23 protein-coding genes are annotated in these 21958 nt (G+C 64.8%); 17 read left to right on the plus strand and 6 right to left on the minus strand.

Going from position 1 to position 21958, the window contains the following annotated elements; genetic code table 11:
* From QZ656_RS19395 to QZ656_RS19415, 5 genes are all read left to right on the plus strand, one after another.
* Complete coding sequence (locus QZ656_RS19395; protein ID WP_291994924.1) at positions 1-3105, plus strand: efflux RND transporter permease subunit; 3105 nt, start codon at positions 1-3, stop codon at positions 3103-3105.
* A 59-nt stretch (positions 3106-3164) separates the two neighbouring features.
* Positions 3165-3602: a hypothetical protein gene (locus QZ656_RS19400; protein WP_291994925.1), complete on the plus strand. Its 438-nt coding sequence runs from the start codon at positions 3165-3167 to the stop codon at positions 3600-3602.
* A gap of 119 nt (positions 3603-3721) precedes the next feature.
* Positions 3722-4105 carry a hypothetical protein gene (locus QZ656_RS19405; protein WP_291994926.1) on the plus strand — a complete coding sequence of 128 codons (384 nt, stop codon included), beginning with the start codon at positions 3722-3724 and terminating at the stop codon, positions 4103-4105.
* A gap of 189 nt (positions 4106-4294) precedes the next feature.
* The gene (locus QZ656_RS19410) at positions 4295-4732 is read left to right on the plus strand and encodes a cytochrome c (protein WP_291994927.1); all 438 of its coding nucleotides are present in this window, start codon (positions 4295-4297) and stop codon (positions 4730-4732) included.
* A gap of 281 nt (positions 4733-5013) precedes the next feature.
* The gene (locus tag QZ656_RS19415) at positions 5014-5565 is read left to right on the plus strand and encodes a hypothetical protein (RefSeq protein WP_291994928.1); all 552 of its coding nucleotides are present in this window, start codon (positions 5014-5016) and stop codon (positions 5563-5565) included.
* Between the two features lie 35 nt (positions 5566-5600).
* On the opposite strand, the gene QZ656_RS19420 is transcribed toward QZ656_RS19415, so the two are convergent.
* The 4 genes from QZ656_RS19420 to QZ656_RS19435 form a co-directional block, all read right to left on the minus strand.
* Positions 5601-6032: a nuclear transport factor 2 family protein gene (locus tag QZ656_RS19420; RefSeq protein ID WP_291994929.1), complete on the minus strand. Its 432-nt coding sequence runs from the start codon at positions 6030-6032 to the stop codon at positions 5601-5603.
* 347 nt (positions 6033-6379) lie between these two features.
* On the minus strand, positions 6380-7153 hold the full coding sequence (locus tag QZ656_RS19425) for a PEP-CTERM sorting domain-containing protein (RefSeq protein ID WP_291994930.1): 774 nt from the start codon (positions 7151-7153) through the stop codon (positions 6380-6382).
* A gap of 351 nt (positions 7154-7504) precedes the next feature.
* Positions 7505-8377 carry a penicillin-insensitive murein endopeptidase gene (gene mepA / locus QZ656_RS19430; protein WP_291994931.1) on the minus strand — a complete coding sequence of 291 codons (873 nt, stop codon included), beginning with the start codon at positions 8375-8377 and terminating at the stop codon, positions 7505-7507.
* A complete protein-coding gene (locus tag QZ656_RS19435; RefSeq protein ID WP_291994932.1) occupies positions 8374-9129 on the minus strand; it encodes an N-acetylmuramoyl-L-alanine amidase in 756 nt (251 codons plus the stop codon). Before QZ656_RS19435 ends, mepA begins: the two co-directional genes overlap by 4 nt.
* A gap of 37 nt (positions 9130-9166) precedes the next feature.
* On the opposite strand from QZ656_RS19435, the gene QZ656_RS19440 reads away from it, so the two are divergent.
* From QZ656_RS19440 to QZ656_RS19480, 9 genes are all read left to right on the plus strand, one after another.
* A complete protein-coding gene (locus tag QZ656_RS19440; RefSeq protein ID WP_291994933.1) occupies positions 9167-9427 on the plus strand; it encodes a hypothetical protein in 261 nt (86 codons plus the stop codon).
* 125 nt (positions 9428-9552) lie between these two features.
* Positions 9553-10404, plus strand: a complete 852-nt coding sequence (locus QZ656_RS19445) for a hypothetical protein (protein ID WP_291994934.1) — start codon at positions 9553-9555, stop codon at positions 10402-10404.
* 72 nt (positions 10405-10476) lie between these two features.
* Positions 10477-10632, plus strand: a complete 156-nt coding sequence (locus QZ656_RS19450; protein WP_291994935.1) for a hypothetical protein — start codon at positions 10477-10479, stop codon at positions 10630-10632.
* Between the two features lie 11 nt (positions 10633-10643).
* Positions 10644-11147, plus strand: a complete 504-nt coding sequence (locus QZ656_RS19455) for a hypothetical protein (protein ID WP_291994936.1) — start codon at positions 10644-10646, stop codon at positions 11145-11147.
* Positions 11148-11250: 103 nt separating this feature from the next.
* A complete protein-coding gene (locus QZ656_RS19460) occupies positions 11251-11541 on the plus strand; it encodes a DUF1330 domain-containing protein (protein ID WP_291994937.1) in 291 nt (96 codons plus the stop codon).
* 182 nt (positions 11542-11723) lie between these two features.
* Positions 11724-13628 (plus strand): alkaline phosphatase family protein, encoded by a 1905-nt coding sequence (locus QZ656_RS19465; RefSeq protein ID WP_291994938.1) that lies wholly within the window; start codon positions 11724-11726, stop codon positions 13626-13628.
* On the plus strand, positions 13625-16060 hold the full coding sequence (locus QZ656_RS19470; protein WP_291994939.1) for a hypothetical protein: 2436 nt from the start codon (positions 13625-13627) through the stop codon (positions 16058-16060). Before QZ656_RS19465 ends, QZ656_RS19470 begins: the two co-directional genes overlap by 4 nt.
* Positions 16053-17231: a hypothetical protein gene (locus QZ656_RS19475; protein ID WP_291994940.1), complete on the plus strand. Its 1179-nt coding sequence runs from the start codon at positions 16053-16055 to the stop codon at positions 17229-17231. Before QZ656_RS19470 ends, QZ656_RS19475 begins: the two co-directional genes overlap by 8 nt.
* A 353-nt stretch (positions 17232-17584) precedes the next feature.
* Positions 17585-18355: a lytic transglycosylase domain-containing protein gene (locus QZ656_RS19480; RefSeq protein ID WP_291994941.1), complete on the plus strand. Its 771-nt coding sequence runs from the start codon at positions 17585-17587 to the stop codon at positions 18353-18355.
* 100 nt (positions 18356-18455) lie between these two features.
* Here QZ656_RS19480 and QZ656_RS19485 read toward each other — a convergent pair whose 3' ends face one another.
* Together QZ656_RS19485 and QZ656_RS19490 are read right to left on the minus strand one after the other, a co-directional pair.
* Entirely contained in the window at positions 18456-18809 is a 354-nt protein-coding gene (locus QZ656_RS19485) for a heavy metal-binding domain-containing protein (protein WP_291994942.1), read from the minus strand.
* Between the two features lie 218 nt (positions 18810-19027).
* Entirely contained in the window at positions 19028-20224 is a 1197-nt protein-coding gene (locus QZ656_RS19490; RefSeq protein WP_291994943.1) for a hypothetical protein, read from the minus strand.
* 84 nt (positions 20225-20308) lie between these two features.
* Here QZ656_RS19490 and QZ656_RS19495 point away from each other — a divergent pair, with 84 nt between their 5' ends.
* The 3 genes from QZ656_RS19495 (at position 20309) to QZ656_RS19505 (ending at position 21923) form a co-directional block, all read left to right on the plus strand.
* Positions 20309-20866: a hypothetical protein gene (locus QZ656_RS19495; RefSeq protein ID WP_291994944.1), complete on the plus strand. Its 558-nt coding sequence runs from the start codon at positions 20309-20311 to the stop codon at positions 20864-20866.
* 74 nt (positions 20867-20940) lie between these two features.
* The gene (locus tag QZ656_RS19500) at positions 20941-21606 is read left to right on the plus strand and encodes a PEP-CTERM sorting domain-containing protein (RefSeq protein WP_291994945.1); all 666 of its coding nucleotides are present in this window, start codon (positions 20941-20943) and stop codon (positions 21604-21606) included.
* Between the two features lie 155 nt (positions 21607-21761).
* Positions 21762-21923 carry a hypothetical protein gene (locus QZ656_RS19505; protein WP_291994946.1) on the plus strand — a complete coding sequence of 54 codons (162 nt, stop codon included), beginning with the start codon at positions 21762-21764 and terminating at the stop codon, positions 21921-21923.
* Positions 21924-21958 lie beyond the last annotated feature (35 nt).

Consider the following 21958-nt stretch of genomic DNA (forward strand, 5'->3'; position numbering starts at 1 on the left):
ATGTTCGAACTGATTATCCGCGCCAGCCTCAAGCAGCGGCTGATCGTCCTCGGCGTCTCGCTGTTGCTGATCATCTACGGCGCGATGACGCTGCGCCAGATGCCGGTCGATGTCTTTCCCGACCTCAACAAACCGACCGTGACGCTGATCACCGAGGCCGGCGGCATGGCGCCGGAGGAGGTCGAGCAGCTGGTGACCTTGCCGATCGAATCGGGGATGAACGGCATGCCGGGGGTGACGCGCGTGCGCTCGGTCTCCGGCATCGGCCTGTCGATCATTTATGTCGAATTCGAGTGGGGATCGGACATCTACCGCAACCGGCAGCAGATCGCCGAGCGCCTGAATCTGGTGCGCGATCAGCTGCCGCCGGGGATCGTTCCGCAGCTCGGGCCGATCTCGTCGATCATGGGCGAGATCCTGCTGATCGCCATCCCCGCCGACCCCGCCAGGGTCAGCCCGATGACCGTTCGCGAGTACGCCGACTGGGTGATGCGGCCACGCCTGTTGACCATCCCCGGCGTCGCGCAGGTGATCCCGATCGGCGGCGAAGTGCGCCAGTACCGCGTCGAACTGCGCCCCGCACAGCTGCAGGCGCTGGGCGTCGAGCGCGAGAAACTGGAAGCCGCGCTGCGTGATTTTGGCGCCAACACCAGCGGTGGCTTTCTTGAAGTGCAGGGCCGCGAATACCTGATCCGCCAGATCGGCCGCAGCTCCCGAATCGAGGATTTGCAGAACCTGGTGGTGAGCGTCCGCAACGGCCAGTCGATCGTCCTCAAGCAGCTGGCCGACGTCAAGCTGGCGCCAGCGATCAAACGCGGCGACGGCAGCTTCCAGGGCAAGCCGGCGGTGATTCTGTCGGTGCAGAAGCAGCCGGCCGCCGACAGCGTGTCGCTCACCCGCGAAGTCGAGAAAGCCATCGCCGAGCTCGCCAGGAGCCTGCCCGAAGGAATCGAAGCGCCGTCGTTTCTCTTCAAGCAGGCGGACTTTATCGAGCACTCGGTGAACAACGTCGCGGAGGCGCTGCGCGATGGCGCGATCCTCGTCGCGGTAATCCTCTTCCTGTTCCTGCTCAACGTGCGCACGACGATCATCTCGCTGATGGCCATCCCGGTATCGCTATTGGCGACGGCGCTGGTCTTTCGCTACTTCGGCCTGTCGATCAACACCATGACGCTCGGCGGTCTGGCGATTGCCATCGGCGAGCTGGTCGACGACGCCGTCGTCGGCGTCGAGAACGTCCTGCGCCGCCTCAAGCTCAACCGCGTCGCCAGCACGCCACGGCCGGTGATCGAGGTGATCGCCGCCGCGACGCTGGAAGTGCGTTCGGCGATCGTCTACGCGACGGTGATCATCGTCCTGGTGTTCGTGCCGCTGTTCGTCCTGCCGGGAATCGAGGGACGCTTGTTCACGCCGCTCGGCGTCGCCTACATCGTCTCGATCCTGGCCAGCATGATCGTCTCGGTGACGCTGACGCCGGTGATGGCCTATTACCTCTTGCCGCGGATGAAGCAACTGCACGCCGGCGACAGCCCGCTGGTGATCTGGCTCAAGCGTGCCGACGCGCGCCTCCTGCACTGGTCCTTCGCGCGCGCCCGCGGCCTGCTGCTCGGCGCACTGCTGCTGGTGCTGCTCGTTGCGGCGAGCGTGCCGTTCTTCCCGCGCTCCTTTCTGCCGCCTTTCAACGAAGGCACGCTGACCGTCAATGTGCTGCTCAACCCGGGCACCTCGCTGAGCGAATCGAACCGCATCGGCACGCTCGCCGAGCAACTGGTGGCCGGCGTTCCCGAGGTCACCAAGGTCGGCCGACGTACCGGCCGCGCCGAACTCGACGAACACGCCGAGGGCGTGCACTACACCGAGATGGACGTCGACCTCAAGGCTTCCGATCGCGGCCGGGCCGAAATCATCGCCGACATCCGGCAGCGTCTAGCCACGCTGCCGGCGGCGTCGAACGTCGGACAGCCGATCTCGCACCGCCTCGATCACCTGCTCTCGGGAGTGCGTGCGCAGATCGCACTGAAGATCTACGGCGACGACCTCGACACGCTGCGCGGCCTGGCCGCCGAGTTGCGCAGGCGGCTGACGCAGATTGCCGGCGTCACCGACCTGCAGATCGAGAAGCAGGTGCTGATCCCGCAAATAAAAATCCACCTCGACTACGAGAAGGCGGCGCTCTACGGCGTCGCTCCCGGCAACCTCCTGCGCGGCCTCCAACAAATGATCGAGGGTGAGCGGATCACCGAGATCGTCGAGGGCAACCGCCGCTTCGACCTGCTGGTGCGCCTGCCGGAAAGCGCGCGCGGGCCGCAGGCGCTGGCCGACCTGCTGATCGAAACACCGAGCGGCCACGTACCGCTGTCGAAAGTCGCCGCCGTCGAGGAAAGCGACGGCCCGAACCAGGTCAGCCGCGAGAATTCACGGCGCCGGATCGTCCTTTCGGCGAACACCGACGGTCGCGACATGTCGCAGGTGATCGCCGACATCCGCAGCGAACTCGCCGCCAAACCGCTGCCCGACGGCTATTTCACCGCGCTGGAAGGCCAGTTCCAGGCGCAGGAAGAGGCCGCGCGACTGATCAGCGTCCTCGCCACGATCTCGCTGACGATGATCTTCATGGTCCTCTACAGCCGCTACCGGTCGACCGCACTGACGCTGATCATCATGGGCAACATCCCGCTGGCGCTGGTCGGCAGCGTCATCGCGCTGTGGATTTCCGGGCAAGCGCTGTCGGTCGCCGCACTCGTCGGCTTCATTACCCTGACCGGCATCGCCACGCGCAACGGCATCCTCAAGATCAGTCACTACATCAACCTTTGCGCCTTCGAGGGCGAGACCTTCGGCCAGCACATGATCGTTCGCGGTTCGCTGGAGCGCTTGACGCCGGTGCTGATGACCGCGCTGGTGGCGGCTTTCGCGCTGCTGCCGCTGCTGCTCTCGGCCGATGCCCCGGGCAAGGAGGTGCTGCACCCGGTGGCGGTGGTCATCTTCGGCGGGCTGATCAGTTCGACGCTGCTCGACAGCCTGCTGACACCGCTGATGTTCTGGATGTGGGGCAAGCCGGCGCTGGAACGTCTGCTCGCTGCCCATGACAGTGAAAGTTTCTGAACCGCTTCTAAACCACTTCTGAACCGCACTGAGCCCATTGCACCGACAAGGAGTTTCCCATGCACCAGATCAAGACCTTGATTCTCGCCGCTGCGACCAGCGCCTGCATGCTCGCCAGCCAGCCCTTGCTGGCCCACTCCGACGAGCATCTTGATACCCAGAAGGCCCCCAACGGCGGCCAGCTGCGCCAGGCCGGGCCTTACCACTTCGAATTGGTGGTCGCCGGCGACGGCAAGGAGGCCAGGGACAGCGCGCTCGTCGTCCATGTCACCGACCACGCCGGCGCCAAGGTCGCCACGGCCGGCGCGACCGGTACGGCAACGATCCTCGCCGGCAAGAACAAGACCACTGCGACGCTGACACCCGACGGCGACAATCGCATGAAAGGCAGCGCCAAATACGCGTCGACACCCGACATGAAGGTCGTCGTGTCGATCACCCTGGCCGGCAAGGCGGCCGAACAGGCGCGCTTTACACCGCTGGCGGCGAGCCACTGAGAGCGTAGATGACAGAAATGTCACTCGTCGGTCAGTTCGCCGTCGCTGTCGATCGTGGATACTGGTCGTTGTCGTGCAGCGCCAGCGACATCCCCTCACCAACGAAAGGAAGAACCCACATGAAGATGTATACGGGAAGACTACTGATGCTTGCCCTGGCCGCCTCACTGACCGTGCCGGTCGCCGTTCTGGCTGCCGAAAAAGGCAGCACCAAGGCCGCCACCAGCAAGGCGCAAGCCGCGGCAACGGCTCCTGGGAGCCTGACGCACGAGCAAATGCAAGCACGGATGCAGACCATGCAGGCACGTATGCATGCCATAGAGCAGACTGAAGGCGACGCACGTCTGTCGATGATGAGCGCGCAAATGGCCGACATGCAGACGATGATGCAAGACATGGGCGGCAGCGGCTGTCCGATGGCCGGCGGCCAGGGCGCGATGGGCATGCACGGCCGGCAAGCGATGCCGATGATGCCGGGAATGCACGGTAGCCAAGCAAAATAGAGCGTGCCAAGGTCAATGACTTCCGGGCTCAAACCAGTCCTTGCCAGAGTTCTTGCCAGACTGCTTGCCAGCTTTCGAGACTGGCGCGACGCCAACGCCGCCGCGCACGCCAGGACGAAACCGCATTCGTGCTGCTCGGCGCCACCGCCGGGCGCTGGCAGCGATCACCGACACGGAGGAAAAACGTAAGTGAACAAGCTTTTTGAAGGATCGCTGGCGCTCGCCGCCGGCCATCAGACGCGCCGCCTGCAGCTGTGCCTGATCGCGCTGCTGCTGGTCGGCGCGGCGATCAGCGTGCCGGCTACCGCGCAAAACCTGCAGGTGCCAACGCCAAGCCCGGGGCTGATGCCAAACCCGGCGGCGGGCAAGACCCTGTTCGACAAGAACTGCGCTTCCTGCCACGGTGCCAAACTTCAAGGCAGCGACAAGGGGCCGCCGATGCTGAGCAAGATCTACGAGCCCTCGCACCACGGCGACGCTGCTTTCCAGCTGGCGGTAAAAAACGGTTCGCGCGCGCACCACTGGCAGTTCGGCGACATGCCGCCGGTGCCCGGCCTGACGGCCGACGACGTCGCCCAGATCACCGCTTACGTGCGACTCGAGCAGCGCCAGGTGGGTATTCAGTAGCCGCCGGCAGCGTCGACGCGTCGGCAGCCGCTCAACAGCCGCCAGGGCGTTTCGTCGCATCTCGTCTGAGCGCGCGCCAGCGCCCAATCGATGACCGGCGTCGTGCGCAGGCCCTCTGCTCTCGGCGTACAGGCGAACCGCGCTCACCCGCCGACGGCGGTGGACCAGGCTAAACCCCACCAAAAAAACCGGCTACTATGTGGTGAGGCGCTGCGGCTCCGGCCGAAGCCATACCGCCGCAGCAAGGCACCGCGCTCTGCCAACAAGAGGAGCAAACGACCATGGTGGCCCGAAAAAAAGCACCGACGTGGACCGACGTCAAGGCGACGCTGAAGGATTTCGACCGTGCCGACCTGCTCGGCCTGGTGCAGGACTTGTACGCCGCGAGCAAGGACAATCAAACCTTCCTGCACGCCCGTTTCGGGCTTGGTGGCGACGCCCTGAAGCCCTACAAGACAATCATCGATCGCTGGCTGTGGCCCGACGTGTTCAAGAACCAGAACTACTCGGTGGCCAACGCCCAAAAACCAATTGCCGACTACCAGCACGACGTCGGCGACGCCGAGGGACTCGCCGATCTGATGATCTTCTACTGCCGGCACGCGGTCGGCTTCAGCACCGAAGTCGGCGTCAACGACGAGGGCTATTTCGACGCGCTGATACGAATGTTCGAACAGGCGCTGAAGGTTGTCATGAGCCTGCCCGAAGACAAGCGCCAAGCCTTTCTCGACGAGCTGCACGAGATCCGCGTCACGGCCCGGCAGATCGGCATGGGCGTCGGTGACGGCTTCAACGATGCGTGGCAGCTGGTCGGTCTGAAGTTCGACAGCTGACGAAGTTCCGGCTGCATTTGCCGTCGCCGACCGGCTCAGGCCGCCAGCTTCCTTTTCAGGAAGCGCATCAGCCAGCCGATGCCGGGCAGCGTCTCGTAGAGCTCGGCGGCGGCGTCCCAGTAATCACGATGCCAGACGACCTTGTCCTGGGCGTCGAACCTGAGATGCGAAACGCCGTGGATCGTCCGTGCCTGACCCTGGCCGCGCCGCTCCCGGAAATGCATTTCCCAGACCAGCATGGCGCCGTTGTCGGCGAGCAGCCGTTCGACGACGACGAAGCGCGCATCCGCGACCTGCTGGAACATGTGCGTGAAGATGCGCTCGATCGGCGCGACGCCGCGGACCTCGTTGAACGGATCCTTGAAGAAAGCATCGGCGGCGTAGAACTCGGGAAAGCGCGCGACGCTGGCCGGGCTGAGGCTTTCATAGAAGGCGATCAGCGCGTCGACGCAAGCGCTAGAGCTCATGCGATCCTCCTTTACCGCAAAGTCCGGAATTATGGAGCAGCCAACGCAATGGAGCAGCCCCCAGACTTCCGGCGGGCTTCGCGGCGGCGTCACGGTGCAGCCGGAGAAAGAATGAAGGCCGGCTGCACCGTGCCTGGCCGAAGATCAAGACCCGCACAAGCGCCGCATCGTGGTGATGCGTCAGGCGTACACCGAGGCCTTCAACTGCCAAAGTTGAAACCGCCCTCTGCTTGCAAAGCGGCCGCTGGCCGTGGCCGCGGCAATCGGCAGCGCGAGCGAACAACCGTGCACACAATGAACAACGGCGACCGTGGCCGCCGTTGTCTTCTTGAGCAGCGAAGCGGCGATTAAGCCTTGTGCTGCCTGCGGCGCGCCGCAGCAAGACCAACCAGACCGAGGCCAAGCAGGGCCAGCGAAGCGGGCTCAGGAGTTTCGGTAAAGGTCGGTACGCCAACAAAGACGTTTGGCCCCCAGAATCCATCCAGGCCAACGATATCGTTTCGGCCGAAGTTCAGGAAGTCAGGCGTGCCGCCCGCTTGCCACCGGCCAACCTGGCCGCCGAGAGCGATCAGGGTGATCGCCGGATCAGTGGCAAAGCCAGGATCGTTCCACGTGTAGTTGTCGCCACTGCTGACACCGGCGACCTGATACGAATTGCCTGCCAGCAGCAAGACGGGACTGATGGTCACATAGCGGAAGTGGCCAGTCAGCGGGTAGCTATTGTCAACGACCACCGAGGCCAGCAGGGCGCCGGTGCCGGTACAGTCGGCGTTGTCGCACTGGTACAAGGCCACTGCGTTGGCGTCTACCGAGCCCGTGCTGGGGTCCGCGTAATAGCCCAAACCTGTCGCCGAAACGTCTGTATTTACCTGGAACGATGCTGCGAAGTCCCAGCTACCATTGGTAAAGCTGTTGCCGGCAGAGGCGAATTCCCAGAGTGCTCCGGCGTTGGCCGCCGAAGCTGCGGCGAGGCCGATCGAGGCCACGAGCGCGGCCAGAAGTCGATTCTTGTGCTTCATGTGCAGTTCTCCAAATGTATGCAAGCGTTGAAAGGGAAATTCCCGAACGACGATAAAACCAAACACAAGAAAAAAGCACGATTCGTGCCAAAAATCACACATGCCCATTAATTGTATTATTTAATGCTTGTTTTATGGGCTACCATCCGACCGACGCGCCGCCACCTGGCGACACGTGTAAAGAAACTCGACAGCGAGACGAGCACCTGGCTTATCGGCCTGGCGCTTGGCAAACGGCATTGAAGTGTCCGCCAATTGCCCCATTTCAAGCGCTGCGGCCTTGCCAACTGGGCGCCACGGCCACGGCAGCTCACATTCGCATAGCCGCTCGTCGATGACCCCGACGATCTCGATGATCGCGGCCCCGACCCGGACTTCGCTCACCTGCCGCTCACAGGCTCGCCAGCGCCGCCGGCCCACTCGGAGGAACGAACTTCGCTGCCGGGTTGCCGCTCAGTTGATCGACAGCAGCGCCCGGCAAGCTGCGGGCAGCACGGGCTCTGCCCGGGGGACCGAGCGTTTGAGCGGCTGGCGGGCCTCGTCACTGAACCACCAGTCCAGATCCTTGCCGCAGCCGTCACCGGCCGGGAGGGCCGCCTGCTGATCGCACTGGCGGCTGTCCCCGGGGCAGCGCAAACGGACGTGAAAGTGGGCATCGTGGCCAAACCAGGGACGGAGCTTGCGCAGCCATGCGTGCTCGCCTTCGCTTGCGCACAGGCCGCGCTTGATGACCGGATTGACGAAAATGCGGTCCACCCTCGGGTCGTCGGCTGCGGCCTTGAGCAGGGCCTGCTGGTCATCGCCCCAAAGGGCGCTCAAGCTCTCACCGTCCGCGCTGACCATGCTGGGTGGATCGGCCTGGTTTGCCGTATCGCGGTTGGCAGCCTCCGCGGAGGCGGCGAGTTGGAACCAGATGTCGACATCCAGTCCATTCTGGTGGCTGCGGTGCGAACTCGACATCAGGCCGCCCCTGGGTTGGCTCAGATCACCGACCATCACCAGGCCGTGGCCGCGCCTGGCCTGACCGCGGGCGAGCTCCGAGACCAGGCGCAACAGCTCGCCATGACCGTAAAAGCGATTGCGGTAGCGGCGGATGCTGACGTAGCCCTCGCCCTCGGCTGGCAGCGCTTGCGCTCCTGCGATGCAGCCATTGGAGACCGATCCGATGACTTCGCCGGGGCCATCGCTGGGAGCCGTGAGCAGCGCCCAGGGGCTGCCCTCGGCCGCAGCGGCCAGGCCAATCGTCAGCCAGGCAGCCAGCAACAAGGCGGCGATGTAGTGCCCGTAGCGGCCGTGGCGCCCGCAGTGTCCGTGGCATCGGTTCATGATCCGGCTTCCTGGCGCTTGGCGATCAGCAAGCACTGCAGCAGTTGCCGTTCCTCGTCGCTGGCGTCTCCCTCGCTATCGCTGCCGATGAAATGCCGACGAAATGCCGCCAGGGCGGCGGCAGGGTCCGAGACATCGTAACCGATGCCCTGCAGGGCAACCTGAGAATCGAAGGAAGCGGCTAGCGGCGCAAACGCTACTTCCTTGCACCACAAGCCAAAGCCCTCGTTCGCCAGACGTTGCCAGGGGAAGAGTCGGCCCGGATCGACTTTTCGACCCGGCGCCACATCGCCGTGCCCGAGGAAATTGCTCGCCGGGATGCGGTAGCGCTCTTTTAGGCCCCGCAACAGATCGAGGAGGACGACGATCTGTGCTTCCGGGTAGGGTTCGCTGCCCGTGTTGTCGAGTTCGATGCCAATAGACGCCGAGTTCAGATCGGTGTTACCGCCCCAGTACGACGCCCCCGCGTGCCAGGCGCGCCTTTCTTCATCAACCAGTTGGTAGAGCGTGCCGTCGCGGCCGACCAGATAATGCGAGCTGACGCCACGGGCCGGGTCGGTAAGCGTCTTGAGCGCCTGCTCGGCGTTGCTGTTCGTGGTGTGGTGGAGGATCACGAAATCCGGCCGACGCGCGTTGTGGTTCGGTGATGGAACGAAAATCGCGCCTTCGGCAGGACTCGCGGGAAACCTGACGCATCCCGAAAGCAAGGCGCAAGCGATAGCGAAACACACGCCGTGGCGAACGCGAGCCATCACCTCAGGCTCCCCACGCCGGGGCCAGGCAGACGTTTTGCACGGCCAGTGGCAAGCGGCTGCTCTGCAGGCCGATCATCGGAAATGTCATTTACTCGAATCCATTCGCGTCGTGAGTTATTTAGCCACCGTCTTTGGGCGGGATCACCAGGGCATTCTACGCGTCGTCGTCCAGCACGTCGCCGATGGCCGGCACTTGTTGCCGGGCACCCCGATCGACCTTCGCTTTTCGCCACAGCGAAAAAGCGACGGCAAGCTGTTAGCTGTTGACTTCGGGCTGGCTGCTGCAGCACATTGAAGCCCTTGCGCCGCCAGGCTTTTCGTCCCTCGGTTGAGCAAGCGCAGGTGCCCATCGCCTTCGCCCGGGACGGCCCTACCCCGCACCTCCACCTGACGCCTGTGCGTCAGCACCAATGAGCCGCCATGTTCAGATGGTTTCAGCTGGTGAGCGCAGCACCGCACCGCGCGTTCGCCATCGCTGCGTTAGTCGCACTTTTCGCGCTTTGCGCAGCAGCCGCAGGAGCAGCCGGCGCCGAAGCCATAATCGCCGCGCACTATGACGCACCGGTTGATCGTTACGGCCACTTCGCGCTCGGCCGACCACACGAGTATGCTCGCCTGACAGCGCGCACCGACAGCGGCCGCGAGCTCAGCCTGCAGCTTCCCGACGACGAGGTGTTCGAGGATCTCGAGCCACGGCTGGTCAGGCTGGCAGCGGATGATCCTCAAGAAATTCTCGCCATCGTCAGCCAGCGCGAAAAGGGATCGCGGCTGGTGATGATCGGCTTGCGCGCCAAGCGCCTCGAAATCACCGCACAATCGGCAGCGATCGGTACGCCGATGCGCTGGCTGAACCCGGTCGGCGTTGCCGACCTCGACAGCGACGGACGCGCCGAGATCGCCGCGGTCATCACGCCGCACGTCGGCGGCCGCTTGAAGGTCTTCCGGCGAGAGGGCAGCGACTTGCTCGAAATAGCCGCGCTCGATGGCTTCTCGAATCACGTCTATGGCTCGCCCGAGCTTGCCTTGTCGACCGTCGTGTCGATCGCCGACCGGATGTACCTGCTGGTCCCCGACACGACGCGCCGGCAGCTGCGGATCGTCGGGATGAACGGTGAGCAGCTGCTTGACGCCGGTCGCTGCCCACTAGCAGCGCCGCTGACCGGTGCCGTAAAGCCCGTTTCGGAATCGGCGGTCTCGGTCGGCCTGCTGACCGGGCGACAACTGCTGATCGTCGACGATTGCCGGAAAGGGACGTACGAGATACGGCCTTAGGTAAAGCACCCTACTTTCTGGCGAGCATCGCGTTCATACTCGTCGACTCCCGCAAAATCACCAGGAACGACCATGACTCTTTGCCCAATAGCCGTCGTCGCCGGCTGCCAGAAGTGCCCGGCATTCAAGATCTGCCCGCTCAAGGGGGTGATTGGCAACCACCGGCAAGCGCCGGACGCGAAGACCAGCAGCAGCGCGTCCTCGCCAAGAGATGGCGGCAAGAAATAGGAAAGATCAGCATGCGAGACGAGGCATCAGACGCGACCAGCGAGAGCGAAGCGCCGACCGCCGTAAACGAACCGCGGCTGTGGGTCAGCAACGGCTGGACGGCACGCGTTATCAAGAACGAGGACGGCGAAGGCTGGGCGGTGGCGATGAGCAAGGACGGCGAAGCCGAGCCGGCACTGGTCGGCCCATGGACCATGGGTCGTGACAAGAAGAACCCCAAACCGCTTGACACCTCGGCATTCAACACGCTGGTCAAGACGGCGTCGGAAGTCCTGCGCCGTCACGAGCAGCAGTTGTATGCGCTGTATCACAAGAGCGTGAACGTGGACACGCCGGCCGGACGGATCACGGTGACGCTCGATATCGTCCCCGACGAGTACGACCCGCACGCCTTGCTGGCCGCGCACGACGCGCTCGGCGAGCAACTGGCAGAGGTCCGCGTGCACGCCGGATTCAAACTGAGCGTCAACAGCGCCAGCGCGTGGCTAGCCGACGACTTCAGCAGGCCACGTTGATCGTCCTTGCCCTCGCTTTCGGCAGCAGCAGCGGCGACCACCGACGACCAGCGGCAAGCGCAAGCGCGACGCTGGGCAGGACGCAAGGGCGCGGGAGAACAGCATGGCAACGAAACTGATCGGCCTGATCAAGCTCGTCGATGCCGCGGCCTTTGACGAGTACCGAAGCAAAGTTGGGGTGACCGTCGAAAAATACGGCGGCGTGATCACCGACCGGCGAACGCTGGTGCATTCGTACTGGAACGAGCTCAACTGCGGCGCCTTCGACGCCTTCGTCGAACTCGAATTTCCGACTTTGGCAGACGCCAGCCGCTGGGCGGCGAGTGCCGACTACCGGCAGCTGCTGGAAGTCCGCAAGCAGGCCATGCAGCTGACGCTGTTTGCCCTGCATTAAGCCAAACGACGGCCAAACGAAGTCCAGACGACAGCCCGGGCGATTGCTTGCAGAACGCGGCGAGCGCGCCAACGGCGCGGCGCCGATCGCGGACTGGCCGAAAATCGTCGTTTGACTCCGGCAACCCGAGTCCGGGATACTGCGTCAAGCCCTGTTGAAGTTCGTGTCAGTCGGAGGAAGCCATGCCTACGATTCGCTACGCTGGAGTCTTCGAGATCGACTATGAGGTGGTTCGCGCCGACCAGCTGCAGGTGACGGCCTACTTCGTGGTTCCCAAGCCGCTGCCGAAGGCCGGTCGCCAGCGCCTCGGCTCGGGCCGCTTGTCAGCACGCAAGCTCAGCCGCAGCTTCCGCGTAAACGCCATGCTCGGCCCGCGTCGCCTGCGCAGCGGCTTCACCGCTTCGCTGACGCTGACCCTCGACCTGGCGGCGAGCAGCGTGCGAGCGCAGGCCAAAGGCGAAGCCATGGTCGGCGGGCGCAATCTGCCCGGCAGCCCGTGGCAGGTCGACGAACGCTGGCCATTCGCCTGGCCACGCGCGCCCTTGCTGCCGCTCGGCAAGGCGCAGATTGCGCACGTCGTCGTGGTGATGATGGAGAACCGCTCGTTCGACAATCTCCTCGGTTGGCTTTACGCCGACCAGGGCAACCAAGCACCGCACAACATTCCGGCGCAACAGCCAGCGACTTTTGACGGACTCGAAGCGAGGCGTTACTGGAATCCGATCGACGCCGCCGACATCGGCAAGCCGCCCGAGCAGGTGCCCGAAGACCGCCGCGCCTACGCCACGCAGCGAGCACGCTCGATGATCGTTCCCGACCCGGATCCGCACGAGCAGTTCCGCTACATGAGCCGCCAGTTGTTCGGCACCCAGCAACCCACCACCGGCAAGCTCGCCGACATGCAGGGCTTCGTCGCCGATTTCGCCGACGCGATCCGCTCGAGCGAACAGCCCAAGGCCGACCCGCGGCTGATCATGGACTGCTTCAGTCCGGCGCAGCTGCCGGTGCTCTCGGCGCTGGCGCGCAACTACGCGGTGTGCGATCGCTGGTTCGCGTCGCTGCCCTGCCAAACCTGGCCCAATCGAGCCTTTGTCCATGCCGGCACGTCCTGCGGGCGGGTGAACAACCTCGACAAGGACGTCGACGACTGGACGCCGCCGAATCCGCTGTACTACAACACGCCGACCATCTTCAACGTCCTGCACGAGCTCGGCGTCACCTGGAAAGTTTACGCCGACAGCATCATCACGCCGACGCTGACCCGCTCGCAGTTCGTCACGCAGCTCGGCAATCCATTGCTGCAGGGGCATTTCCGTGGCTTCACCGAGTTCTGCAACGACGCCGCGCTCGGCACGCTGCCGTCATACTCCTTCGTCGAGCCAAGCTTTCTCGAAAAGAAGAACGACCAGCATCCGCCGCACGACGTGGCCTTGGGCGACAACTTTCTGCACGAGGTGTGGCAAGCGGTGAGCAGCGGACCGGGCTGGCGCAACACGCTACTGGTCATCACCTACGACGAGCACGGCGGTTGCTACGACCATGTAGCGACACCGTGGGGAGCGGTCAGACCGGATGCCAGCAAGCCCCAGAAACCCTTTGCTTTCGATCGCTACGGCGTCCGCGTGCCGGCGGTGCTGGTTTCACCGTGGATCGAGCCGGGGACGGTTTTTCGCGCGCCAACTGGCGGCACCGAATACGACCACACGGCTATCCTGGCGACGCTGCGCGATTGGCAGAACCTTTCCAGCCGCGCCGGCAAAGACTGGCTGAAGAGCCGGCGCGTCGCGGCGGCGCCGACGCTGGCGCCGGTGCTCAGCCGCAGCACACCGCGTAGCGACCTGCCCGAGATCCCCCGCCCACGCGCGCTGCTGCACACCGCCCCGGCGCCGTCGAAGGCACCGCTCAACGCCATCCAGAGTGCCGTTCTGGCGGCCGCGCTGATGGGTGACGACGTCACCCAGGAGAAGTACGACAAGGCGGTCCGCCAGATCGCCCGTATCCGCCAGCAGGACGCCGCGCTGGTGCGACTCGAACGTGTGTACCAAGCGGGCAAGAAGCGCCGGAAGAAGTCGCGAGCGGCGAAATGATGGCCAGCAGCGAATCAAGCCAGGCCGTCAAGCGCTTCGTGCACTTTGGCCAGCTCTCGCTGGCGGCGATCAGCGACGAACTGCGGCAGCTGCCGCCCGAGCAGCCGGTGCTGATCTGTGCCGACAAGTTGCTCGTCGACTGCTCGGTAGACCTCCTCGTCCGTTCGCTGGACCTGCACGTGCGCGTCCTCGTTTGCCCGACGCCGGCGACTATCGCCTTCGCCGCTGCGCTGCAAGAGTCGTCGTGGCGGGTATTCGTCGGCCGCATCGAGGGCCAAGCAGCAGCCGCCTTCGCGCTGCGCTTCAGCGGCCTCAAAGTGCCGCTCGAGGTGGCGGCAACCACGCCACAGGGCTATGCGCTGCGTTGCACGGCGGCGGGCAACGAAACGCAGCTCGAGGTCAGCGAGCTCGCCGACCTGCCGGGCGACCCGCTGCTGCTGATCAGCGTGCTGCAGTCCGCGCGCGCCCGGCGCGTACGCGCCCCCGCCGACGCTCTCGAGCGTGCGCGCTGGGTGGTCAGCGGCAGCGTCGGCGACCCACGACAGGCGCGGCTCTTTGCCGAGAGCATGCAACTCCTCAGCGTCTTGCGTTCACCGACACGCCGCTTTGCGCTGCTGCCCTACCTCGACCGCCAGCTCTACGTCACGCAGGCGCAGGCGCTGGTCGACGCGCTCGCGGCGGTGGAGGACGATCTGCGGGTCGTCGACGACCGCCAGTACGATCTCGGCGTGCGCCAGGGCGCGGCGCAGAGTCTGCTGGCGCGAGTGGCCAGCGCCGCCCGCTTGACGCGGAATCTGTTCGAGCAGAGCGAAGGGAATCTGGCTGCGTCGCGCGGCTTGCTGGAGCAGAAAGACGCGCATCTAAGAGAGCAGCTGCGCAGCGCGAACGAGGCCCGCAGAAAATTCGACGACGGGCTCGACCGCTGGCAGCGCGAACAGATCATTTGGGCGTCACTGCAAGCGGCGCTGGGCATCGGCATCGCGATCGCCGCGGTGTGCGTGGCCAACCCCGTCGGCGCGGCGGCCGGAACGGCGGCAGCGGCCGAGGCGACCGCCGGCGCCGCGCTTGCCGCCAGCCGTATTGCCCGCCTGATCGCGGCGATCAAGCGCCTGGTCGACGCGGTCGGCGGCGTCGAGACGCTGAAATCGATCATCGACGGGCTCAACAAAGTTCGCGAAGCCGTCGCCGCGGGAATTTCCGCCACCGAGCTGGCGGCCAGGATCGCGAGCGAAGCGCAAACGCTGCCCGACGCCGGCTCGAGTATCGCTGCCGAGGACTGGGACCTGCTGGTCGAGGATCTTGGCCCCTTGCTGCAGCCGGCGATCGACGCCGAGGTGCCGGGGGCGCAGGACTACCTCAGCGAACTGCGCAAGCTGGCGATTCGCGGCAAGGCCAGGTTCTTCGCCCAGGAGCACGTCGTCGCCGACGCCCAGGGTTTCCTGCAGATGGTGTGGACGCTCGAGCGCGACGAGGCCGACCAGGAGACGGTGGCTACCGAGATCGCGGCCATCGCTGCCGACCAGCCGCTGCAGGAATCGCTGCGCCTGCGCTTCGAGCGCGCGCGTGACGATATCAAGGCGCGGGTCGTGCTGGCGATCGACAATCTTGCCGCTGCGCACCATTATTTTGCCCTCGACGACGGCCAGGCCAGCGCCGACCCGGCGCTGAGTACCGCCGAACTACGCGCTGCGCTCGCTCGCGCCGCCGACGATCTGGTACAGGCCTTTGAGCGCTTCGATCCGCGGCCGCAAGCCTGGCGCCAATCGTTGTCGGTGGAATTCGACGCGACCCGCCGCGAGCAGTTCGCGACGCACGGAACGTTGGCCATCGACCTGCCGATGGCCGCCGAAAACTTCCCCCACTACGCACGCATCCGCGTTTCGCAGGTGCGTGCCTACCTGCGCGGCGCACGCTGCCCGCCGGGCACCGAGATCCTTTTGCAACTGTCGACCAGCGACCATTACCGCGACCGCTATGGCCGCCCCGAGCGCGCCTTCGATTTCGCCGGGCGCCCCTTGCGCCTGGGATTCGGCTACCGGCACCGGAGCGGAGTGAGCCAGTTGCCGGTAGCCGGCGACGTCGATACGGCGACCGAGGTGAGCTTCGGCGGCGAACCGATAGCCCGCATGGCCGCTGTCTTTTTCGAACCAACGCCGTTCACCGAATGGCGCGTGAGCCTTCCGGTCGGCGGTATTCCTGGGCTCGACCTGTCGGCGTGCGAATGCCTCGAACTGCAGTTTTCCGGGTCGGCGGTGATCAGCGGATTCACCGGATTCACCGGATTCACCGGATTCACCGGAGTCACCGGAGTCGGAGACGCTGCCGGACTCCGCAGCATGCCGGCCGGCAGCCAGAGCACGCCAGCCGCGCCACTGATCGAGCGCTTCGTGGTGGACGTCCTGGCCGACGACGCGGGAGGAAACGATGCCTGAGAAGTCACGCTTGCGGATCGTCGGCCGACGTGTCGAGCTCGACGCCACTCTGGCCCGAACGCTGCTCGCCGGCGGCATCACGCAGCTCGCCGTCGACGCCGACCAGCTACGCGTCCGCGGCGAATTCGCCTTGCCGGGTGGCCGCTTGCATCTTCGTTGTCGCGAAATGGTTGGCAGCGACGCGATCATCGACGTCAGCGGCCGCACACCGCCAACCCCCTGGAGCGAAGCTTCGGCCGCCAGCGGTACAGCGCCGGCCGTCGACGGGCAGCGCGGTCAGGACGGCGTTGCCGGCGTCGCCGGCGGCGTCGTGCGCATCGTCTGCCAGCGCGTGCGATCGGCGCCGCGCCTGCTCGCCTGCGGTTCTTGTGGCGGCGACAGCCAGGGCGGCGGCAAGGGCGTGCAGCCGACGACGGCGTCGGCGAGCAACGGTGCGTTCAATCCGCGCAAGACCGGTGGCCGCTTTGGCGGCCGCGTTCTGAAGAAGTTCGGGCTGTCGTATTTTCTGTCGGTGGCTTACGGCGAGCCGGGTCATGACGGCGCCAGGGGCGGCGACGGCGGGCCGCCCGGGCGCCCGGGACGCGGTGGCGATGGCGGCACGATCGACGTGACGATCGGCGAGGCGCTGCCAGCAGCGCTCGACACTGGCGTCGAAGGCGGGCCGCCCGGCGGCTGCGCGGCGCCTGGCAAGGGCGCCAAGGGCGGTGACGCCGGCCTTGGCGGGCAGCATCGTTTGTACCGCTATCAATGGTTCAAGGACTCCATCACGCCGCTGCTGGGCTCTCGCGCCCCGGAAGCGGCGTGGGCGCGAAGGACTTTCGGCCTGGCGTCGCGCGCGGCCTCGGGCAAGGCCGGCGCTGACGGCAGCGACAGCGACGTCCGCTTGACGGCGGCAGCCGGCGCCCCGGGCGTGCGGCTTTGCCAGACGCTGGCGGCGAACGAGCTGGCAGTCGCCTTCGACGCTGATTTCCTTCGTCAGGCGAAGCTGTGGGCGGAACAAGCGCGCACGCGTGGCGACGCCGAAGCGGCCGCGGCGATCGCCCGCTGGGCGCTGTCGCTCGTCGAAGCCAATGCCGCGACGGCCGAAGCGACGTCGCTGCGGCAGGCGCTGCAGCAATTGCTGTCGCAGATCGAGTCGTCGCCGGTGAGCGACGTGGTCCCCAGGAGCTGATGCGGCGGCGCCGCTCGCCGAAACGTTCCGTGAATGCGACGGCAACGCCGGCAACCAGTATAGTGTTGCACTCTGAGCACGGAGCGGCAGCGATTCCCTCGCGAGGTGCCTGGTCCGCGCGTCATTGCGCGGCGGCGCAGCCGACATGGCAATCCAGAGATCTTTCTCCTGGCGTTGACGCTGCGTCGGCCGTGGCGCCCGGCAACGCTCGCCGAGCGGGATGCTTTCCCTTCAGGGAACCCACAAGCGCTTTGGCAGATGCCTATGTCAGCGATCACAACGCTTCGGCCCAGCCTTGCTTGCAGGCTTGCTGAAGGTCTCGTCAAGAATGCAACACTACCGAATGCCAGCGAATGCTGATTAACCGTCTTGTTCTCGCGCTTGCCCTCTACGTCGCTTCGGCGAGCGCCCTGGCGAGCATTTATGGTTACGTCGACGAACAAGGCGTCGCACACCTGGCCACCGAAAAGATCGATGCGCGCTACCAGTTATTCGCGCGCGGCGATGCGCTGTATTCGTCTTCATCGCTGGCCAGCGGTGCAGAAAGGCCCGAAGTGTTGCGCTATTTGTCCAAACATCCAAACCTGAAGAAATTCGAGCCCTTCCTGAAATCGGCCGGCGACGACTTCGCCGTCGATTCCGCCTTGCTCAAGGCCGTCATGGCGGCCGAATCGGGTTTTAATCCCGACGCGATTTCGCCCAAGGGAGCGATTGGCCTGATGCAGGTCATGCCGGCTACGGCCGAGCGCTATGGCTTGCGCGGCGACAAGAAGAATACCCTTGAAGAGAAGTTGAGCGACCCCAAGACCAATATCCGCTTGGCGGCGCGTTACCTGCGTGACCTTCAGCGCCTGTTTCCAGATCAGCAAGATCTGGTGCTGGCTTCCTACAACGCCGGCGAAGGCGCCGTCCAGCAGCACAAGAACACCATTCCGCCGTATCCGGAAACGCGCAATTACGTACAACTGGTGACGCAGCTCTACCAGTTGTATCAACCCAGGATAGTGACACCAAGGCTCAGAGCCAACGTCTTCTCCGGCTCTGGCGGCAGGGACAAGCGCCTGTACATGACGATTCCCGGACAAAGCGCGAAAGACGACGTGGCGGGCGCCAGGCTCGACTAAGCGTCATGACAGTCGCCAAGGCCCCTGGTGATGAAGGTCGAGACCCTTGGCTGGGGGGCGTCGAAAATGGCCGCCGCGATGTTCGCGTGCCAGCCGGCACTCAGGCGATCCTGACCGCCGTTCCACTGACTGCCACCATCATCATGCCGTTGGTTTCCCCGAGCACTTCGTAGTCAAAGTCGACTCCGACGACGCCGTTGGCTCCCATCTCCTTCGCCGCCTCGATCATGTCCTCCATCGCTGCATCGCGGGCGCCCGAGAGCGCCCGCTCATAGCCACCGGCACGACCGCCGACGACGTCTCGTACGGACGCGAAAAGATCGCGGAAAATATTGGCGCCGATGATCGCCTCGCCATTCACGACGCCGAGATATTTGTCGATGCGCACGCTGTGCGTGCCCGGCTCGACCGTCGCCAGAAAGAAATCCTTGTCCGCCTTCGAAAACCAGCCCATGCCGCCTCCTTCGTTAATCGTCGGTAGTTGATCGCCATGCGAGAAGACCTCCCGGACTCCTCCGCTCCTGCCCCACCGGACGACAGGGCATGCAGCCGGCGGTTCGATGAATTGCCCTTCTACCGCAGCGCAAGGCTCGGTAGCTCAAGGTTTTTGAAGAAGCGCAGGGCGCGATCGCGCCCTGCGCCATCACCATTCAAGCGCGCTGGCGCGCCGATTCAGTTGCCGGTCCGCCGGTACATTTCCTTCTCGCCAAAGAAGCGAAAACCGACGACCTTGCCGTTTTCGAGAACAAAGTCGAAGGTCTTGCCACCCGACTTGAAGTAGGGATTCTCGGTATTGGTCTGCAACACCAGCTCGGTCGCCGAAACGCGGAGCGGTTGCGCGTCAAAACCCCAGGTCGCACCAGCCGCATTCGTCCAGCGCAGGGGCTGCCCGCGCAGCGTCCCCTTGTGCCAATCGTTCTGCGCCGACTCCCGCTGATAAGTCCCTTGCAGATCCGGCACAGATGCCGCTGCCGGCGCCGCCGCGCTGGCCGCTGGTGCCGCTCCGCCTTTGCAGGCGACCAGATCTTCAGGGCTTCCCGGCAGGTACTTTGGCTTTTCCGCATTCCGCGTACAGGTAATGTTGTTACTCAACACGACGATCTCTTCGCCCGTATTCAGCTTCGTCTTCGCCGCCCATTGCCAGACCGCATAGATGTTAAGGCCCCTCATTTCCGCCGTTGACAGGACGTAATTGCTGGTGTCCGTATTGGTTTCGCCGCGCATGAAGGATTCGCTCATCGACTGTCCGATCCGCTTCTCCTGGCTCGCCGTGACGGTGGTCTTGGCCGACGCCCCGCCAAACTCGACGCCCGCTTCAAGGGCCACCGATACGGCGTTCATGGTCTCTTGACTGTGGGTCGTTTCGGCCGTCTTCTGGAGCGTCGTCTCTTTCGAACGGTTCCTGTTGCACATTCCCGCGCAGACGGGTTCCCAGCTGCCGATCGCTTTGCCGGCGCTGACCTTCAGGCTCTGAACGGTCGTATACGTATAGCTCTCGTCAGCCGCCTTGGCGCTCAATTTTCCGCCGTAGGTGTTGGCGGCCGCGGTCAGCCAGTGCGAACCGGCGTTGTCAAACTGAAAGTTCTGGATGCTTCGATGTCCGTCTGGCGGATTGAACTCGACACCGAGTTCGCCGCCCTTGCCGTCACACCCGTGCCCCTGGATTCGGGCGAGGGTGATCGTCGCTTGCGCGCCCGGGGCAACGTTCGCAAAAATCTCGCCCAAGCCCGGACTTCCCTCATAACAGGGGCCAACCGTCTTGATCGTGAAGGTCGCTGGCTTGGAGTCGATGTTCTTCAGGTGCAGATTGAATATTCGGTTGGCGGCAATCGCGTTGGCGTGGGGAAACGCCGCGGTCATGATGATCACCCCAGAGTCATTCCGACTTGTTTGAGCGTTGCTGGATGTACGTTCATGAGGCCCTCGATTTTCGTTAGGCGGAACTTGCCTTGATTGCACGAATTCCCATCGCCTGGTCCAGAGGAACTGATCGCTTACGACATTTGCTCCGGCATGGCCTCGGGCGTGGAAGGAGCGGCGCGTAGCGCCGTGGTCGCTACGCAGCCCGCCGCCGGCAGTGACCGCCGCGAAGCTGAAATCAGTGTAACCGCTAACTATTGGGCGCCGTCGTTTTCTTGGCGGCGCACTCCGAAGGCCAGCCAGAAGATTGCACACCTCGCGGTGGGCAGCGAACGGCACTACCAGGAGGCGCTGCTCTGCAGCCTGCTCGACGCGGGCCGGGGCGGCGCGCTGCGCCTGACGCCGCGCGATCTGGTCGCTCACCAGCGCCGCTATCGCGAGGGCACCGGCATGCTCGTCACACGCCTGCGCCCGGCAACCGGGGACCGCGTCATCGGCGGCGATGGCGTGCCGACCTTATTCTCCAGCCACCTCGGGCGAGCCAGGGGATTTCCCGGTCTTGCTCAACGCTCTTGCTGCCCAGCGACAAAAGCTGTCGGAAATTTTTACACGGCGCAGCAGCACCCCAAGCCGAGCCATTGTTTCGTATAGACTTTTCTAATAGGCACGCATTTTGCTTTGTTGATAGCGTGACGCACTTCAACCCCAGACAAGGAGAATTTCCCATGAAACGACTGTCCCTTCTCGTAGCATTGGCCTTTGCCGGCGGCGCCCAAGCGGCGACGCTGCTCACCGACCATGCCACCTACGCCGGACCGGCATTGGATCTTTCGGCGTACGCCAACGGCTCCTACAACTTCACTTTCGGTCCGGAACCCATCCCGGGCGGGATCACTTTTACGGCAGCACCCGGCGGTGGCGGTAATTCCGGTAGCGGTTCGGTGCTCGGCCAGGGATCCTACGGTCTGGGCGCAAACGGCAGCTTTGGCCTGCCGTCGGTTTACGCCGGTGTGGACAGCGGCACGGGCTATGCGCAGTTCGCTTTCGCCACCCCGATCAGCGAGTTCGGCGCCTTTTTCAATTACGCCCCAGGCGTTGGCGATCCACCGGTGATTTCGGTGTGGTCGGCGGGCCTGGAAGTCGCCAGCTTCGATCTCGCCGCCCTTGCGCCGATCTCGACCCCGGGCGGTTTCAATGACTTTGCTTTCCGCGGCATCCGGCTGGATCTCGGCGAAGGCACCTTCGACACCTTCCGATTCGGCGGTTCGTATCTCCTCGCCGCGGCGACAGCGAAGGGTGATCCCAAACCAGTTCCCGAGCCGCTTTCGCTGGCCCTGGTTGGGCTGGGTTTCGTAGGGATGCAACTGGCACGTCGCCGCCAACGCGGCTGATCATCAGCGACCCGTCTCCTGCGCAACGCCGGCATCAGCAAGGCCGGCGCGCGCGGAGTCAGGTCTTGCCCGTGCCTCGGGCAATAGGCAAAACGTGACCCCGTTTCTGCGTTTCCTGGCCTAAGCGCCGCCCGTCGAACACCGACCGGCGGCGCTTGCCGATCATCGTTGGCGATCTCGGCCTGGCCGTGCTCTGCGCCATCGCCAGCATGCTGCGGGTCAGGCGGCTGCCGACCGTGCTCGAAATCGTTCTTCTACGTCGCTTTCCCGCAGCGCAACCCGCACCTGGACAGCACCGGGGCGTTGCGCAGCGTTGACCATTTGCGGCAACGAAAACACACGGGAGACAGCG

It is taken from the genome of Candidatus Accumulibacter sp. ACC003 (assembly GCF_907163085.1).
Taxonomy (GTDB): Bacteria; Pseudomonadota; Gammaproteobacteria; order Burkholderiales; family Rhodocyclaceae; genus Accumulibacter.